10 protein-coding genes are annotated in these 16,135 nt (G+C 72.2%); 9 read left to right on the top strand and 1 reads right to left on the bottom strand.

What is annotated here, in order from left to right; translation table 11 throughout:
* Together N3K63_RS02575 and N3K63_RS02570 are read left to right on the top strand one after the other, a co-directional pair.
* Entirely contained in the window at positions 1 to 2,004 is a 2,004-nt protein-coding gene (locus tag N3K63_RS02575) for a beta-galactosidase (protein WP_261578394.1), read from the top strand.
* A 68-nt stretch (positions 2,005 to 2,072) separates the two neighbouring features.
* Positions 2,073 to 3,884 (top strand): DEAD/DEAH box helicase, encoded by a 1,812-nt coding sequence (locus N3K63_RS02570; protein WP_261578393.1) that lies wholly within the window; start codon positions 2,073 to 2,075, stop codon positions 3,882 to 3,884.
* 87 nt (positions 3,885 to 3,971) lie between these two features.
* Here the strand turns inward: N3K63_RS02570 and N3K63_RS02565 are convergent, their stop codons facing one another.
* Positions 3,972 to 5,399, bottom strand: a complete 1,428-nt coding sequence (locus N3K63_RS02565) for a serine hydrolase domain-containing protein (RefSeq protein WP_261578392.1) — start codon at positions 5,397 to 5,399, stop codon at positions 3,972 to 3,974.
* A 174-nt stretch (positions 5,400 to 5,573) separates the two neighbouring features.
* On the opposite strand from N3K63_RS02565, the gene N3K63_RS02560 reads away from it, so the two are divergent.
* The 7 genes from N3K63_RS02560 (at position 5,574) to N3K63_RS02530 (ending at position 16,060) form a co-directional block, all read left to right on the top strand.
* Positions 5,574 to 7,124 (top strand): APC family permease, encoded by a 1,551-nt coding sequence (locus N3K63_RS02560; RefSeq protein WP_261578391.1) that lies wholly within the window; start codon positions 5,574 to 5,576, stop codon positions 7,122 to 7,124.
* A 44-nt stretch (positions 7,125 to 7,168) separates the two neighbouring features.
* Positions 7,169 to 7,864 carry an SDR family oxidoreductase gene (locus N3K63_RS02555; RefSeq protein ID WP_261578390.1) on the top strand — a complete coding sequence of 232 codons (696 nt, stop codon included), beginning with the start codon at positions 7,169 to 7,171 and terminating at the stop codon, positions 7,862 to 7,864.
* A 59-nt stretch (positions 7,865 to 7,923) separates the two neighbouring features.
* Positions 7,924 to 9,114: a cation:proton antiporter gene (locus N3K63_RS02550; RefSeq protein WP_261578389.1), complete on the top strand. Its 1,191-nt coding sequence runs from the start codon at positions 7,924 to 7,926 to the stop codon at positions 9,112 to 9,114.
* Positions 9,114 to 9,587 carry a glutaminase gene (locus N3K63_RS02545; protein ID WP_261578388.1) on the top strand — a complete coding sequence of 158 codons (474 nt, stop codon included), beginning with the start codon at positions 9,114 to 9,116 and terminating at the stop codon, positions 9,585 to 9,587. The genes N3K63_RS02550 and N3K63_RS02545 overlap by 1 nt, the downstream gene beginning before the upstream one ends.
* Positions 9,588 to 9,673: 86 nt before the next feature.
* Positions 9,674 to 11,878, top strand: coding sequence for a glycogen debranching protein GlgX (gene glgX / locus N3K63_RS02540; protein WP_261578387.1), 2,205 nt, complete (start codon positions 9,674 to 9,676; stop codon positions 11,876 to 11,878).
* Between the two features lie 2 nt (positions 11,879 to 11,880).
* Complete coding sequence (gene treY / locus N3K63_RS02535; RefSeq protein WP_261578386.1) at positions 11,881 to 14,214, top strand: malto-oligosyltrehalose synthase; 2,334 nt, start codon at positions 11,881 to 11,883, stop codon at positions 14,212 to 14,214.
* 190 nt (positions 14,215 to 14,404) lie between these two features.
* Positions 14,405 to 16,060 (top strand): TIGR04028 family ABC transporter substrate-binding protein, encoded by a 1,656-nt coding sequence (locus tag N3K63_RS02530; RefSeq protein ID WP_261578385.1) that lies wholly within the window; start codon positions 14,405 to 14,407, stop codon positions 16,058 to 16,060.
* Positions 16,061 to 16,135 lie beyond the last annotated feature (75 nt).

Raw genomic sequence — 16,135 nt, 5'->3', positions numbered from 1 at the left:
GTGACGACGGATGCGACGAAGAACCGCTGGGTGAAGAACGGCTCGCTGGGCGAGGGGAAGCTGCGCTTCGGCGCCGACTACAACCCCGAGCAGTGGCCGCGCGAGGTGTGGGACGAGGACGTGCGCCTCATGCGCGAGGCGGGCGTGAACATCGTCTCGCTCGGCATCTTCTCGTGGGCGCTGCTCGAGCCGCGCCCGGGCGAGTGGGACTTCGGCTGGCTCGACGAGGTCATGGACCTCCTCCACGCCCACGGCATCGACGTCGACCTTGCCACCGCCACCGCCTCCCCGCCGCCGTGGCTGGCCAAGAACCACCCCGAGATCCTGCCGGTGGGCGTCGACGGCACGGTGTTCTGGCCCGGCTCGCGTCAGCACTGGCGCCCGACGTCGCCGGTGTTCCGCGAGCACGCGCTGCGCCTGACCCGCACCCTCGCCGAGCGGTACGCCGACCACCCCGCCCTGGTGGCGTGGCACGTGTCGAACGAGCTCGGATGCCACAACCTGTACGACTACTCCGATGACGCCGCCCGGGCCTTCCGGCTGTGGCTCGCCGCGCGATACGGCACGCTCGATGCGCTCAACGACGCCTGGGGCACGGCCTTCTGGTCGCAGCGCTACGGCGCGTGGGACGAGATCCTCCCGCCGCGCATCGCGCCGACGCTGCGCAACCCCGGCCAGCGCCTCGACTTCGAGCGGTTCTCCTCGGATGCCGTGCGTGATCACCTGCGCGCCGAAGCGGCGGTGCTGCACGAGGCCACCCCCGACGTGCCGGTGACCACCAACTTCATGGTCGCCCAGAACGTGCGCGACATCGACTACGTGTCGTGGGCGGGCGATGTCGACTTCGTCTCCAACGACCACTACCTGCGCCCCGGCCCGATCGGCCGCGACGATCTCTCGTTCTGGGCGAACCTCACCGGCAACATCGCCGGAGGCCGGCCCTGGTTCCTCATGGAGCACGCCACCAGCGCCGTGAACTGGCGCGAGGTGAACCCGCCCAAGCGCCCCGGCGAGCTCGTGCGCGACGCCCTCACCCACGTCGCCCACGGTGCCGACGCGGTCTGCTACTTCCAGTGGCGGCAGTCGCGCGCCGGCGGCGAGCGCTACCACTCGGGCATGCTGCCGCACGCGGGCGCCGACAGCCGGGTCTTCCGCGACGTTGTCGCGCTGGGGCAGCGGCTGCAGGAGATCGCCGGGATCACCGGTGCGCTGCGCGAGCGGGCGCGGGTGGCCGTGCTCTTCGACTACGAGTCGTGGTGGGTCAGCGGACGCGAGGGCCACCCCACCGAGGGGCTGGCCTACGACGTGGAGGCCCTCACCTGGTACCGGGCGCTGCTGGATGCGGGCGTGCGCGCCGACGTCATCCCCGCCTCGGCCTCCTTCGACGGGTACGAGGTCGTCGTGGCGCCGATGCTCCACGTCGTCGACGAGGCGCTGCGCGGCCGGCTGGCCGCCGTCGCCGAGAGCGGGCGCCACCTGGTGACCACCTACTTCTCGGGCGTCGTCGACGAGTACGACCGCGTGTGGCTGGGCGGCTACCCGGGAGCGCTGCGCGAGGTGCTCGGCATCCGGGTCGAGGAGTTCGTGCCGCTGCTGGCCGGCAGCCCCGCGGCGCTGGCCTCGGGCGCCGAGGCGACCGTCTGGTCGGAGCGCATCGTGCACGTCGGCGACGACGTCGAGGTGCTCGACACCTATGCCGGCGGAGACCTCGACGGTGCGCCGGCCGTCACCCGGCGGCGTCTGCCCGGCGGCGGCACCGCGACCTACGTCTCGGCCGACCTCGGGGTGGCGGGCGCCGGCGGCGTGCTGCGCGCGCTCACCGCCGAGGCGCCGGCGCTCGCCGCCGACCCGCTGGCCGCCGACGGCCGCGTCGAGGTGATCTCGCGCGTCCAGGGCGACACGCGCCACCTGTTCCTGGCCAACCGCACCGACGAGCCGGTGCGCGCCGGCGATGTCGAGCTCGCGCCGCGCGAGGTCGCCGTGCGCACGCAGCCGCGGCACTGACCCCCGCCGCCGACCCGCGCGACCCCCTGCTCCCAGCGGGCGCGCGGGTCGGCGGGCTACTCTGAGACGTGACTTCCAACGAATCCGCCGTCGACGACACGGCATCCGCGACGGCAGCCGACGCGCCGATCTCGCCCACGTTCGCCGATCTGGGACTCGAAGGCGCGGTGCTCAAGGCGCTCGACGACGTCGGCTACGAGACGCCGTCGGCGATCCAGGCCGCCACCATCCCGCCGCTGCTGGCCGGCCGTGACGTCGTGGGCATGGCCCAGACCGGCACCGGCAAGACCGCCGCCTTCGCCCTTCCCGTGCTCGCCCAGCTCGACGTCTCGCAGAAGCAGCCGCAGGCCCTGGTGCTCGCCCCCACCCGCGAGCTCGCCCTGCAGGTGTGCGAGGCGTTCGAGAAGTACGCGTCGCGCATGAAGGGCGTGCACATCCTCCCCGTCTACGGCGGGCAGGGCTACGGCGTGCAGCTGTCGGCGCTCCGCCGTGGCGTGCACATCGTCGTGGGCACCCCTGGGCGCATCATGGACCACCTCGAGAAGGGCACGCTCGACCTCTCGGAGCTGAAGTTCCTGGTGCTCGACGAGGCCGACGAGATGCTGCAGATGGGCTTCGCGGAAGACGTCGAGACGATCCTCGCCGACACCCCCGACACCAAGCAGGTGGCGCTGTTCTCGGCGACCATGCCGCCCACCATCCGGCGCATGTCGCAGCAGTACCTCAACGATCCCGAAGAGATCACCGTCAAGGCCAAGACCCAGACGTCGGCGAACATCCGCCAGCGCTACCTGGTCGTCTCGTTCGCGCAGAAGGTCGACGCGCTCACCCGCATCCTCGAGGTCGAGAACTTCGAGGGCATGATCATCTTCGTCCGCACCAAGAGCATCACCGAGGAGCTCGCCGAGAAGCTGCGCGCCCGCGGCTACTCCGCCGCCGCCATCAGCGGCGACGTGGCCCAGGCCCAGCGCGAGCGCACCGTCAACCAGCTCAAGTCGGGCAAGCTCGACATCCTCGTCGCCACCGACGTGGCCGCCCGCGGCCTCGACGTGGAGCGCATCAGCCACGTCGTGAACTTCGACATCCCCACCGACAGCGAGCCCTACGTGCACCGCATCGGCCGCACCGGCCGCGCGGGCCGCACCGGCGACGCGATCAGCTTCGTCACCCCCCGCGAGCGGGGGCTGCTCGCCCGCATCGAGAAGGCGACCCGCCAGCCGATGGAGCAGATGCAGCTGCCCACCGCCGAAGACGTCAACGTCACCCGTCTCGCCCGCTTCGACGACCGCATCACCGAGGCGCTCGAGCAGAGCGAGCGCATCACCGCGTTCCGCGACATCGTCGCCCACTACGTGCGCCACCACGACGTGCCCGAGGCCGACGTGGCCGCGGCCCTGGCCGTCGTCGCGCAGGGCGAGTCGCCGCTGCTGCTCGACCCCGACGCCGAGCCGCGCACCTTCGAGCGCGACGACCGCCGTGAGCGCCCCGACCGCGGCGACCGCGACGAGCGGCCCCGCCGCAGCAGCGGCGGGCGCCTGGCGACCTACCGCATCGCCGTCGGCCGCCGCCACCGCGTCGAGCCTCGCCAGATCGTCGGTGCGCTCGCCAACGAGGGGGGCCTGCGCCGCGACGACTTCGGTGCGATCCAGATCCGCCCCGACTTCTCGCTCGTCGAGCTGCCCGCCGACCTGTCGGCCGAGACCCTCGAGCGTCTGAAGGACACCCGCATCTCGGGTCAGCTCATCGAGCTGCGCCCCGACACCGGGGCGCCCCGCCGACGCGACCGCGACGACCGCGGCGAGCGCGGGTTCCGCCCCCGCGAAGACCGGCCGCGCCGCGAGTGGGACGACAAGCCGCGCAAGCCGCGTCACCGCGACTGACGCCGCGCCCTCGCACGCACACGAGGACGGATGCCGGGGCGACCCGCATTCGTCCTCGTCTGCGTAGGGCGGTGCGCTCGACGCGAATCAGGGCACGCGCAGGATGCCCAGGCGACGCTCCTGCAGCGGCACGGTGTGCCACGCCGCCGTGATCCCGGCCTCATCGGCGGCGATCAGCACGCGGTGCGGCGAGGTGGTGCTCACCACGTGCACGCGGATGCCGCCGTCGTCGCGGCGCTCGCCGCGGGCGGCCACGTGCACCTCGCGCCCGGGGGCGGTGCGGGGGCCGGCCACCGGCTGGTCGCGCGGATCGGCCTCGGGGCGCTCGTCGACGAGAGCGGTGCGCGCCCAGTCGTCGGCGCCCACCGCGACCGCACCCAGCTCGGGCATCGTCAGCGTCCAGCCGTGGGCACCCGCGTCGAGCGTCCACCCGGTGGTGTCGATCGCGGCGTCGTCGGGGGCCGCGCTCAGCCGCGCCCGCTCGTCCCAGCTGTCGCGCACGACCGGCGCGGGCGCACCGGCGCCGGCGGCGTCGCCCGGCGCGCCGGCATCGCCCGGCGCACCCGCATCGCCCGGCGCGGCCGCGTCGATCGCGTCGATCGCGTCGATCAGCTCCCAGAAGGCGTGCAGCGTCTCGGGGGTCGTGACCGTCGCGCTCTGGTAGGCGATGACCAGATCCCGTTCCGGGTCGACCACCACGAACTGGCCGTAGGCGCCGTCGAGGCGGAACCCGTGGGTGCTGCGCCACACCTGGTAGCCGTACCCGCGCGCCCAGTCGTCGCCCGGGTCGGCGTCACCGTGCGTGCTGCGGGTGTCGCTCCAGGGGTGGGAGAGCTCGTCGACGAAGGCGCGCGAGACCAGGCGGCGCCCGTCGTACTCGCCGCCGCCGGCCAGCAGCGTGCCCACCTTGGCGAGGTCGTCCACCGTGAGGTGGTACCCCGAGTAGCCCTGCTCGATGCCGCGCCACGGCGCCATCCAGCGCGCGCCGATGCCCAGCGGGTCGAGCAGCCGGGGGCGCAGGTAGTCGGTCAGTCGCTCGCCGGTCAGCGCGGTGACGATGCACGACAGTGCGTAGGTGGCATCCGAGTTGTATGCGAAGAAGGAGCCCGGGGCATGGGCGGGCGGCGTCGACAGCAGCGTCGCCGGGTCCATGCCGAGGGCGACGATCTGCTCGGGGGAGTGGCCGGTGTTCATGGTGAGCAGGTGCTTCACGGTGATGCCGTGCGGGTTGGGGAGCCCCAGCAGCGCGCCGGCGTCGGCGGTCACATCGAGGCGGCCCTCGTCGACGAGCAGGCCGATCGCCAGCGCCGTCCACGTCTTGGACACCGAGTACACGAGCACCGGCTCGCCGCGGCGATACGGCTCCCAGGTGACTTCGACCGCGGTGCGCCCGCCGCGGGCGATCAGCAGCGCGTGCGGGTCGAGGCCCCGCTCGTCGAGTCGGGTCACCAGCCGGTCGACGGCTGCCGACGGAATGCCGAGGTGGTCTGAGGTGGCATCGATGCGCACGGTCATGGTTCGAGCCTAGCCAGCCCCGCACCCGGGGACGGCCGCCGACGGCAGTGTACGCGGGGGCGGGTGGGGGCGGCGAGGTTGGACGCGGCGGCGACATCGGGGCGGCGGGCGGCGGCGATAGTCTGCGGCGATGGTCGCCAGCGCCGGCGGCCCCCCACGAGAAGGAGCAGCCCGATGAGCGACTTCGGATCCACCACCCCCATCCAGCTGGAACGACCCGAGGGCAAGGGCCTGGCCGCGGGCACCCTGGGCCTGTGGGGATCGACCGTCATCGGTCTGGCATCCACCGCCCCGGTCTACTCGCTCGTGGCCACGCTCGGCTTCGTCGTGCTCGCCGTCGGGGCGCAGGCGCCCATCGCGTTCATCATCGCCTTCGTGCCGATGCTGTTCATCGCCTTCGCCTACCGCGAGCTCAACAACGACGTGCCCGACTGCGGTACGACCTTCACGTGGGGCACCAAAGCGTTCGGGCCCTGGGTGGGCTGGATGGGCGGCTGGGGCGTGGCCGTGGCCGGCATGGTGGTGCTCGCCAACCTCGCCCAGATCGCCTCGGTCTACTTCTGGGCGCTGCTGGGCATGGACCTCGAGAACGACGACTGGCGCATCATCCTGGTGGCCGTCTTCTTCATCGCCTCGATGACCTGGGTCAGCTGGCGCGGGGTCGAGATCGGCGAGCGCATCCAGAACGTGCTGCTGGGCATCCAGTACCTCGCCCTGATCATCTTCGTGGTGGCGGCGCTCTGGCAGTACTTCACGGGCGAGGCGCCCGACGCGACCCCCTTCTCGTGGGAGTGGCTCAACCCGCTGGGCTTCACCGACTTCCACGGCTTCACCGAGGCGATCCTGCTGGCGCTGTTCATCTACTGGGGCTGGGACACGTGCCTGGCCCTCAACGAGGAGACGAAGGACCCCAAGCGCATCCCGGGACGGGCGGCGCTGCTGACCACCGTCATCCTGCTGTTCACCTACGTCTCGGTCACCATCGCCGCCATGATGTACGCCGGGCTCGGCGCCGACGGCCCGGGGCTCGGCAACGAGGCCAACGCCGACGACTTCTTCCTGGCCATCAAAGACGGGCTGCTCGGCCCGTTCGGCTGGCTGCTGGTGGTGGCCGTGCTCATCTCGGCGGTGTCGTCGACGCAGACCACGATCCTTCCCACCGCCCGCGGCACCCTCGCCATGGGCGTCTACCGGGCGCTGCCGGCGAAGTTCAAGACGGTGCACCCGCGCTACAAGACGCCGTCGTTCTCGACGATCGCCGGTGGCACCGTGGCCGTCGCCTACTACGTGGGCATGTCGCTGATCAGCGACAACATCCTGCAGGACTCGATCCTCTCGCTGGGCCTGGCGATCGCGTTCTACTACGCCATCACGGGCTTCGCATGCGTCTGGTACTTCCGGGCCACCCTGTTCACCTCGGCGCGCAACTTCTTCTACCGCGGCCTGCTCCCGCTGCTGGGCGCCCTCATGCTCACCTTCGCCTTCGTGCAGTCGGCCATCGACATGTACGACGTCGACTACGGCTACTCGGTGCTGCTGGGCATCGGCGGCACGTTCGTCATCGGCATCGGGGCGCTGCTGCTGGGCGTGGTGCTGATGGTGATCTGGTTCTGCTTCCCGCGGGCGAAGCCGTTCTTCCACGGCAAGAGCCTCAACCGCGAGACCCCGGTCATGGTGCCCGACGAGCCGGGCGACGTCGTGCGCTCGATCGACGGCGGCATCTGAGCGCCGCGGCATCCGCCTGCGCCCGCGCGGTGGACAATGGTCGGATGCCGCAGACCCACCTCATCACCGGCGCCGGATCGGGAATCGGCGCGCTCGTCGCGCAGCGCCTCGCCGACCGCGGCGACCGCCTCGTGCTCGTGGCCCGTGACGCCGCCCGCGCCGCCGACCTCACCGCCGCCTTCCCGACCGCCGCGCCGCTGATCGTCGACCTCGCCCACCCCGAGCGCCTCGCGGATGCCGTCGCCGCCGCCGACTTCCCGGATGCCGTGGACACCGTCATCCACGCCGCCGGCATCGTCGACCTCGGCGAGGTCGCCGACCTGCCGCTGTCGGCGTGGACGAGCCAGGTGACGGTGAACCTCGTCGCCCCGGCCGAGCTCACCCGCCTGGTGCTGCCGCGCGTGCGCGCCGCGAAGGGGCAGGTCGTGTTCGTCAACTCGGGGGCCGGCCTCACCGCCCACCCGCAGTGGGCCGCCTACGCCGCATCGAAGCACGGCCTCAAGGCGCTCGCCGACGCCCTGCGCGGCGAGGAGGCGCCCCACGGCGTGCGGGTGACGACGGTCTACCCGGGCCGCACCGCGACCCCCATGCAGGCCAAGGTGCACGAGCAGGAGGGCGCCGACTACCGGCCCGAGGCGTTCATCGACCCGGCCTCGGTGGTCACCGCGATCCTCACCGCGATCGACCTGCCCCGCGACGCGGTCATCAGCGACGTGACGGTGCGCCCCGGCCCCCGCTGACCGAGACCGCCGATCCCGCCCGCTGACCGACGCCGAGGCCAGCCGCTACGCTGACCGGCGTGCACTCGTCGCTGCTGCTGATCCCGCTGGTCGCCTTCCTCGCACCGCTCGTGGCGCGGGGGATCGGCCGCTGGGTGCGCATCCCCGTGGTCGTCTTCGAACTCGTGCTCGGCATCCTCATCGGCCCGAGCGTGCTCGGCTGGGCGCAGCCCAACGAGTTCATCGATCAGCTGAGCGAGCTCGGCCTCGTGCTGCTGTTCTTCGTCGCCGGCTCCGAGATCGAACCGTCGAGCCTGCGCGGCCGCACCGGCCGGCGCGCGGTGGCCACCTGGTTCGTGAGCCTCGTGCTGGGCGTGATCGTCGGCCTCGCGCTCGGGTCTCCCGAGACGGCGGTGGTCATCGGCATCGTGCTGTGCTCCACCGCCGTCGGCACGATCCTGCCGATCCTGCGGGATGCCGGCGAGACGAGCACCCCGTTCGGCCGGGCCGTGCTCGCGGTGGGGGCGGTGGGCGAGTTCGGCCCGCTGATCGCCATCTCGCTGTTCCTCGGCGCCCGCGACATCGGCGCGTCGACGATCGTGCTGGTGCTGTTCGCCCTGCTCGCCGGCGCCGCCATCCTCATCGCCGGCCGGATGCGCAAGGGGGCGCTGCACCGTTTCGTCGAGGCGACGCTGCACACCTCGGCGCAGTTCGCCATCCGGGTGATCCTGCTGATCATCGGACTGCTGGTGACGGTGAGCTACGTGCTCGACCTCGACGTGCTGCTGGGGGCCTTCGCCGCCGGCATCGTCTGGTCGCTGCTCATCCGCGACGCCGACGAGAGCAGCCGGCACGCCGTGGAGAGCAAGGTCGAGGGCGTCGCCTTCGGCTTCCTCGTGCCGGTCTTCTTCATCTACACCGGCGTCACCTTCGACCTGCAGACCCTGCTCGACGCCCCGCTGCTGTGGCTCGGGGTGATCGCCACCGCCCTCGCGCTGCTGGTCATCCGAGGCGTCCCGGCCACCTTCGCCGCGCCGGCGGGCGCCTCGCTGCGCGACCGCATCTCGTTCGGCATGCTCGCCGCCACGGGCCTGCCGATCATCGTCGCCGTCACCGCGATCGCCGACGACGAGGGCCTGTTCGCCCCGCAGGTGACCCCGGTGCTCGTGGCCGGCGGCATGCTCTCGGTGCTGCTGTTCCCGCTGATCGCCCTCGCCGTGCGCGGAGCGCCGGTCACCCGCCCCGCCCAGCCGATCTCCGAGGAAGGCTGATGCCGGCTTCGGCGGCAGACCTGATCGACGACGCGCGCCGGCGGCTGCACGGCACGCCCACCGAGCGGCTCGGCGACTGGGCGCAGCGCCGCCGGCTGCTCGACTTCGGCCGCGCGGCGCGCATCGTGCCGGTCGGCGAGGCGTGGCACCTCGGCGTGCTGCTGGTGGCGCCGGGCGCGGTCTACGCGACCGGCGAGATCCTGCGCGCCCGGCAGGAGGCCGTGCGCGGCTACACCGCCGAGGCGCAGCGCGAGCGGTCCGAGCGCGCCGCCGCGGCGTTCCGCGGCGGGTTCGCCGAGGGCGAGGCGGTGCACCTGGGCTGGCAGGCCCTCGACCTGGATGCCGTCGCGCACGGTGCGCGGTCGGGGCCGCTGCTGACGGCATCCGGCGTGCCGCACGTGATGTGGAGCGCTGCGGGAGCCAGCCGCCCGCTGGCCGATTACCTCGCCGAACAGCTGTCGCTGCGCGGCTGAACGGTGCGCTGGCGCGGCACTGTCAAGGGGTCGGGGCACTCCTCCGAGACGAAGTAGGGTTGGCCCCACCGACAGTGGAGGCGCACATGCAGGTTTGGCCCGGATCCGCGTACCCCCTGGGGGCGACCTTCGATGGGAACGGCACGAACTTCGCGTTGTTCAGCGAAGGCGCCGAGAAGGTCGAGCTGTGCCTGTTCGGCGACCGCGGCAAAGAGACCCGCGTCGAGCTGCGCGACGTCGACGCGCACGTCTGGCACGCCTACCTGCCCACCGTGCAGCCCGGTCAGCGCTACGGCTACCGCGTGCACGGCCCGCACGACCCCGCCAGCGGGCAGCGGTTCAACCCGAACAAGCTGCTGCTCGACCCCTACGCGAAGGCCGTCGAGGGTCAGGTCGCGTGGGGGCAGTCGGTGTTCGGCTACGACTTCGGCGACCCCGACTCGCGCAACGACGACGACTCGGCCGCGGCCATGATGAAGGGCGTCGTCGTCAACCCGTTCTTCGACTGGGCCGGCGACCGGCTGCCCAAGACCCCCTACGCCGAGAGCGTCATCTACGAGGCCCACGTGAAGGGCCTCACGGCGCTGCACCCCGAGATCCCCGAAGAGATCCGCGGCACCTACAGCGCCATCGCGCACCCCGCGATCATCGAGCACCTCAAGAAGATCGGCGTCACCGCGATCGAGCTGATGCCGGTGCACCAGTTCGTCAACGACTCGACCCTGCAGGAGAAGGGGCTGTCGAACTACTGGGGCTACAACACCATCGCCTTCCTCGCCCCGCAGAACACCTACGCCTCGACGGGGCAGCGCGGTCAGCAGGTGCAGGAGTTCAAGGGCATGGTGCGCGCTTTGCACGCGGCGGGCATCGAGGTCATCCTCGACGTGGTCTACAACCACACCGCCGAGGGCAACCACATGGGCCCCACCCTGTCGATGCGCGGCATCGACAACGAGGCCTACTACCGCCTCGAAGACAACGACAAGCGGTACTACACCGACTACACCGGCACCGGCAACAGCATGAACGTCGGCAACCCGCACACGCTGCAGCTGATCATGGACTCGCTGCGCTACTGGGTGCTCGAGATGCACGTCGACGGGTTCCGCTTCGACCTGGCCGCCACCCTGGCCCGAGAGTTCTACGAGGTCGACCGCCTCGCGGCCTTCTTCGAGATCGTGCAGCAGGATCCGGTGATCTCGCAGGTCAAGCTCATCGCCGAGCCGTGGGACATCGGCCCCGGCGGGTACCAGGTCGGCAACTTCCCGCCGCAGTGGACGGAGTGGAACGGCAAGTACCGCGACACCGTCCGCGACTTCTGGCGCGGTGAGCCCTCGACCCTCGGCGAGTTCGCGTCGCGCCTGACCGGCTCGGCCGACCTCTACGAGCACGATGGGCGCCGCCCCGTGGCATCCATCAACTTCGTCACCGCCCACGACGGTTTCACGCTGCGCGACCTCGTGTCGTACAACGAGAAGCACAACGAGGCCAACGGCGAAGACAACAACGACGGCGAATCGCACAACCGCTCCTGGAACGGCGGCGTCGAGGGCCCCACCGACGACCCCGAGGTGCTCGCGCTGCGGGCCCGGCAGCAGCGCAACTTCCTCACGACGCTGCTGCTGAGCCAGGGCGTGCCGATGATCGCGCACGGCGACGAGCTCGGCCGCACCCAGAACGGCAACAACAACGGGTACGCGCAAGACAACGAGACCACCTGGGTGCACTGGGACTCGGTCGACCAGCCGCTGATCGAGTTCACCGCCGCCGTGGCGCGCCTGCGCCACGATCACCCGATCTTCCGCCGCAGCCGGTTCTTCGACGGACGCCCGGTGCCCACCGAGGAAGGGGCCCGCTTCCCCGACCTGGTGTGGCTGCGCCCCGACGGCACCCCGATGCAGCCCGACGACTGGGGCGCCGGCTTCGGCCGGGCCATCGGCGTGTTCCTCAACGGCGAAGGCATCCACGAGCGCGACCGCCGCGGCGAGGAGATCGTCGACCAGCACTTCTTCGTGCTGTTCAACGGCGGCGACGAGGATCTCGACTTCACGATCCCCCACGCGGGCCTCGACGCCCGCTGGGAGGTCATCATCGACACCGCCGGCCGCGTCGACGACACGACCCTGCTGCGCGGCGGCGACACCCTGCCGCTCACCGGCAAGTCGGTGGCCGTGCTGCGCGATCACCGGGAGTCCGACGTCGAGATCGACCACTCGGTGGCCGCGTCGCTGGCGGCGCTCACCACGCCGATCGACATCGTGCCCTTCCCGGCCCCCAAGCCGGAGCTCTGAGCGTGCGCGTCCCCGCCTCTACCTACCGGCTGCAGGTGCGGGCCGCGTTCGACCTGGATGCTGCGGCCGAGGTCACCGGCTACCTGCGTGAGCTCGGCGCCGACTGGGCCTACCTGTCGCCGATCCTGCAGGCCGCTGCCGGGTCGGACCACGGCTATGACGTCGTCGATCCGACGCGGGTCGACGAGGCCCGCGGCGGGCCCGAGGCGCTGGCGCGGTTCTCGGCGGCGGCGCGCGCGCACGGCCTCGGCATCCTCGTCGACATCGTGCCCAATCATCAGGGCGTCGCCGACCCCGCCCAGAACCCGTGGTGGTGGGACGTGCTGCGCCTCGGGCGGGACTCCGCCCACGCCGCCTCGTTCGACATCGACTGGGACTTCGGCGGCGGCCGGGTGCGCCTGCCCGTGCTCGGTGCCGAGACCGCCGAGGCGATCGCCGCGGGCGAGATCGTCGTCGACGCGGCCGCCGACCGGGTGCGCTACTACGACCTCGAGCTGCCGCTGGCGCCCGGATCGCTCGACGGCGTCGATGCGTCCGACGTGCCGGCCGTGCTCGCCCGGCAGCACTGGGAGCTCGTATTCTGGCGCCACGAGCAGCAGCTGAACTACCGGCGCTTCTTCACCGTCACCTCGCTGGCGGGCGTGCGCGTCGAGGTGCCCGAGGTGTTCGAGGCGAGCCACGTCGAGATCCTGCGGTGGCTGCGCGAGGGCCTCATCGACGGACTGCGCATCGACCACCCCGACGGCCTTGCCGACCCCGGCGCCTACTTCGCCCGGCTGGCGGATGCCGCCGGCTCGCCCTACACGGTCGTCGAGAAGATCCTCGAGCACGGTGAGGCCCTGCCCGGCTGGTGGGCCACCGACGGCACCACCGGCTACGACGCGCTCGGCGAGGTGGAGCGCGTGCTGGTCGACCCCCGGGGCGAGGAGCCGCTCGACGAGCTCGACGCCGCCCTGCGCGCCGCCACCGGCCAGCCGCCCGCGGCCGCGTGGCCGGAGCTCATTGCCGGCACCAAGCGCGCCGTCGCCGACACGGCCCAGGCCCCCGAGGTGGCGCGGCTGCTGCGGTGCCTGCCCGCCACGGGCGACACGGCGGCCACGGATGCCGAGACGCTGCGCGACGCGATCGCCGAGCTGCTGGCCGCCTTCCCGGTCTACCGCGCCTACCTGCCCGCCGGCACCGAGCTGATCGACGCGGCCGTCGCCGCGGCATCCGCCCGCCGCCCCGACCTGGCCGCCCCGCTGGCCGCGGTCGCCGCCGCGGTCGCCGACGGCGGCACCGAGTTCTCGACGCGCTTCATGCAGACCACCGGTCCGGTCACCGCCAAGGGCGTCGAAGACAGCGCGTTCTACCGCTACCCGCGGCTCACCTCGCTGACCGAGGTCGGCGGCGACCCGTCGCAGTTCGCGCTCGACGTGGCCGGCTTCCACGCCGCCGCCGCCGCGCGCCAGGCCTCGTGGCCGCACGCGCTCACGGCGCTGACCACCCACGACACCAAGCGCTCCGAAGACACCCGGGCGCGCATCGACGTGCTCGCCGAGGTGCCCGAGCGCTGGGCCGACGTGCTCGGCGAGCTGCGCTCCCACGCGTCCAGCGGCGACGGCGTCTTCGACGACCTGCTGTGGCAGGCGATCGTCGGATCGTGGCCGGCCACGCCCGAGCGCCTGCACGCCTACGCGCAGAAGGCCGCCCGCGAGGCCGGCGTGCACACCTCGTGGACCGACCCCGACGAGGCCTTCGAGGCGCGCGTGGCCGGCGTGGTCGACGCCGCCTTCGGCGCCGCCGGCCCCGCGCTCGAGGCGTTCGTGGCCGAGGTGCGCGCCGCGGGCCGCTCGAATGGGCTGGCCGCCAAACTGCTGCAGCTGGCGGGCCCGGGCGTGCCCGACGTCTATCAGGGCACCGAGCTGTGGGACCACTCGCTCGTCGACCCCGACAACCGCCGCGAGGTCGACTTCGCCGCCCGACGTGACCTGCTGGCCCGCATCGACGGCGGCTGGCAACCGCCGGTCGACGACTCCGGCGCCGCGAAGCTGCTGATCGTCGCGCGCACGCTGCGGCTGCGCCGTGACCGGCCCGAGCTGTTCACCCGCTACACGCCGATGACCGTCGCCGGCGCGGCCGCCGACCATGCCGTCGCGTTCGACCGCGGCGGGGCGGTGGCCATCGCCACCCGTCTGCCGGTGTGCCTGGCCGGCCACGGCTGGGGCGACACCGTGCTGCTGCGCCACACCGGTGCGAGCGTCGACGCCTTCACGGGGCGGCGCTTCACCGGGGGCGAGGTCGCGCTCGGCGAGCTGCTGGCGACCTACCCGGTCGCGCTGCTCATCCCGGCGTGAGCGGGCGCGCCGCGCCGGGATGAGCGCGGACGGCACCGGCGGGGAGTATGACACGGCGTGTGAAGCATTCTTACGCCGCGTGACCCCGCCTTACGCGGTGTGACACCCGAGGCCTGTCCGCGGGCACTGCTGTGGTGGGCTGGGGGCCCCGTCACCCGCACCGGCGCCCGCGCGCCATCGAGGAGCCCTCATGCCCAGATTCACCCGCGCGATCCTGGCCGTGGTCTCGACCGCCGCCGTGGCCGCCCTCATCGCCGGATGCTCGTCCGGCGGCGGCACCGCCGCACCCAGCGAACCGGCCGGCGAACCCCAGCAGGGCGGCACGCTGACCTACCTGGAGCCGCAGACCTGGGGCACCCTGTACCCGCCGTCGGCGGGCTTCTACCCCAACGGCGGCATCGTCAACAACATCACCGACCGCCTGCTCTACCAGAACCCCGAGACGCTCGAGCTCGAGCCGTGGATCGCGACCGACTACACGGTCAACGACGACGCCACCGAGTACACGTTCACCATCCGCGACGACGTCACCTACTCGGACGGCAGCGCCCTGACCGCCGAGAACGTCGTGAAGAACCTCGACCTGTTCGGCACGGGCGACACCGCCCGCGCCCTGCCGATCTCGGAGGCGATCAACAACTACGACCGCGGCGAGGTCACCGGCGACGACACCGTCGTGTTCCACTTCACCGCCCCGTCGCCCGGCTTCGCGCAGGCGGTCTCGACCATCAACTCGGGCCTGCTCTCCGACGCCACGCTCGACCGCACCAGCGAGCAGTTCGGTCCCGGCAACGCGCCCGAGATCATCGGCAGCGGACCGTTCGTCATCTCCGACGAGGCCATCGGCACCTCCACCACGCTCACCGCGCGTGACGACTACGACTGGGCGCCCGCGTCGCTCGAGCACCAGGGCCGTGCCTACCTCGACGGCATCGACTACGTCGTGGCCGCCGAAGACAGCGTGCGCGTCGGCACCGTCGTGGCCGGTCAGGCCGACATCGCCCGCGGCATCGAAGCCCCCGACGAGGCGCAGTTCGCGGCATCCGGGCTGTCGCTGCACGCGGCGGCGACCAACGGCGTCAACAACGGCCTGAGCTTCCGCTTCCGCGAGCCGCGTCTGGCCGACCTGAAGGTGCGTCAGGCGCTCATCGCGGGCATCGACCGGCAGCAGATCGTCGACACGCTGTTCACCGACAGCTACCCGCTGGCCACCGGCGCACTGGCCACCACGGCGCTCGGCTACATCGACACGTCGGAGTACTACGCCTACGACCCCGAGAAGGCCGCCGACCTGCTCGACGAGGCCGGCTGGGAGCTGGGTGCCGACGGCCTGCGCGAGAAGGACGGCGAGACGCTGTCGCTGACCTTCAACGAGGCCCTGCCGCAGCCGCGCTCCAAGGAGGTCGTGACCCTCATCCAGGAGCAGCTGGGCAAGCTCGGCATCAAGGTGGACCTGTTCGCCGGCGACATGGCCGCCCAGACGGCCGCCTCGCTCGACCCGAGCACGATCCAGGTGTACCACTCGATGGTCGGCCGCGCCGACTTCGACGTTCTCAAGTCGCAGTACTTCTCGAAGAACCGCAACACGCTGGTGAACTTCGACAAGGCCGACGGGTCGCTCGGTGACGCCACGCTCGACGAGCTGCTGCAGGCCATCGCCTCGGAGCCCACCACCGAGCAGCGGCAGGCGGCCTCGGCCGCGGCCCAGCAGTACCTCGCCGAGAACGCCTACATCCTGCCGATCTTCGAGGAGCCGCAGGTGTTCGGGCTCACCGACAAGGTGCAGGGCTTCGCGACCGAGTCGGTGGGACGCCCGTCGTTCTACTCGACCTGGCTCGCCGGCTGACCCCTTCCGCCGTCCGGGGCCGCCCTCGCGGCGGTCCCGGACGGCACCGTCGTTCGTGACACCCCGCCGATGCGC

The sequence above is a fragment of the Microbacterium festucae genome (genome assembly GCF_025421715.1).
Taxonomy (GTDB): Bacteria; Actinomycetota; Actinomycetes; order Actinomycetales; family Microbacteriaceae; genus Microbacterium; species Microbacterium festucae.
Note: the sequence above shows the minus strand (reverse complement) of the source record. Positions and strands in the feature narration are given on the sequence as shown.

Excerpts from the sequence above, each read along its gene's own strand:
- N3K63_RS02560 (WP_261578391.1), top strand. The coding sequence starts at position 5,574 with ATGAGCGACTTCGGATCCACCACCCCCATCCAGCTGGAACGACCCGAG.
- glgX (WP_261578387.1), top strand. The coding sequence starts at position 9,674 with ATGCAGGTTTGGCCCGGATCCGCGTACCCCCTGGGGGCGACCTTCGAT.
- N3K63_RS02545 (WP_261578388.1), top strand. The coding sequence starts at position 9,114 with ATGCCGGCTTCGGCGGCAGACCTGATCGACGACGCGCGCCGGCGGCTG.
- N3K63_RS02530 (WP_261578385.1), top strand. The coding sequence starts at position 14,405 with ATGCCCAGATTCACCCGCGCGATCCTGGCCGTGGTCTCGACCGCCGCC.
- N3K63_RS02565 (WP_261578392.1), bottom strand. The coding sequence starts at position 5,399 with ATGACCGTGCGCATCGATGCCACCTCAGACCACCTCGGCATTCCGTCG.
- N3K63_RS02555 (WP_261578390.1), top strand. The coding sequence starts at position 7,169 with ATGCCGCAGACCCACCTCATCACCGGCGCCGGATCGGGAATCGGCGCG.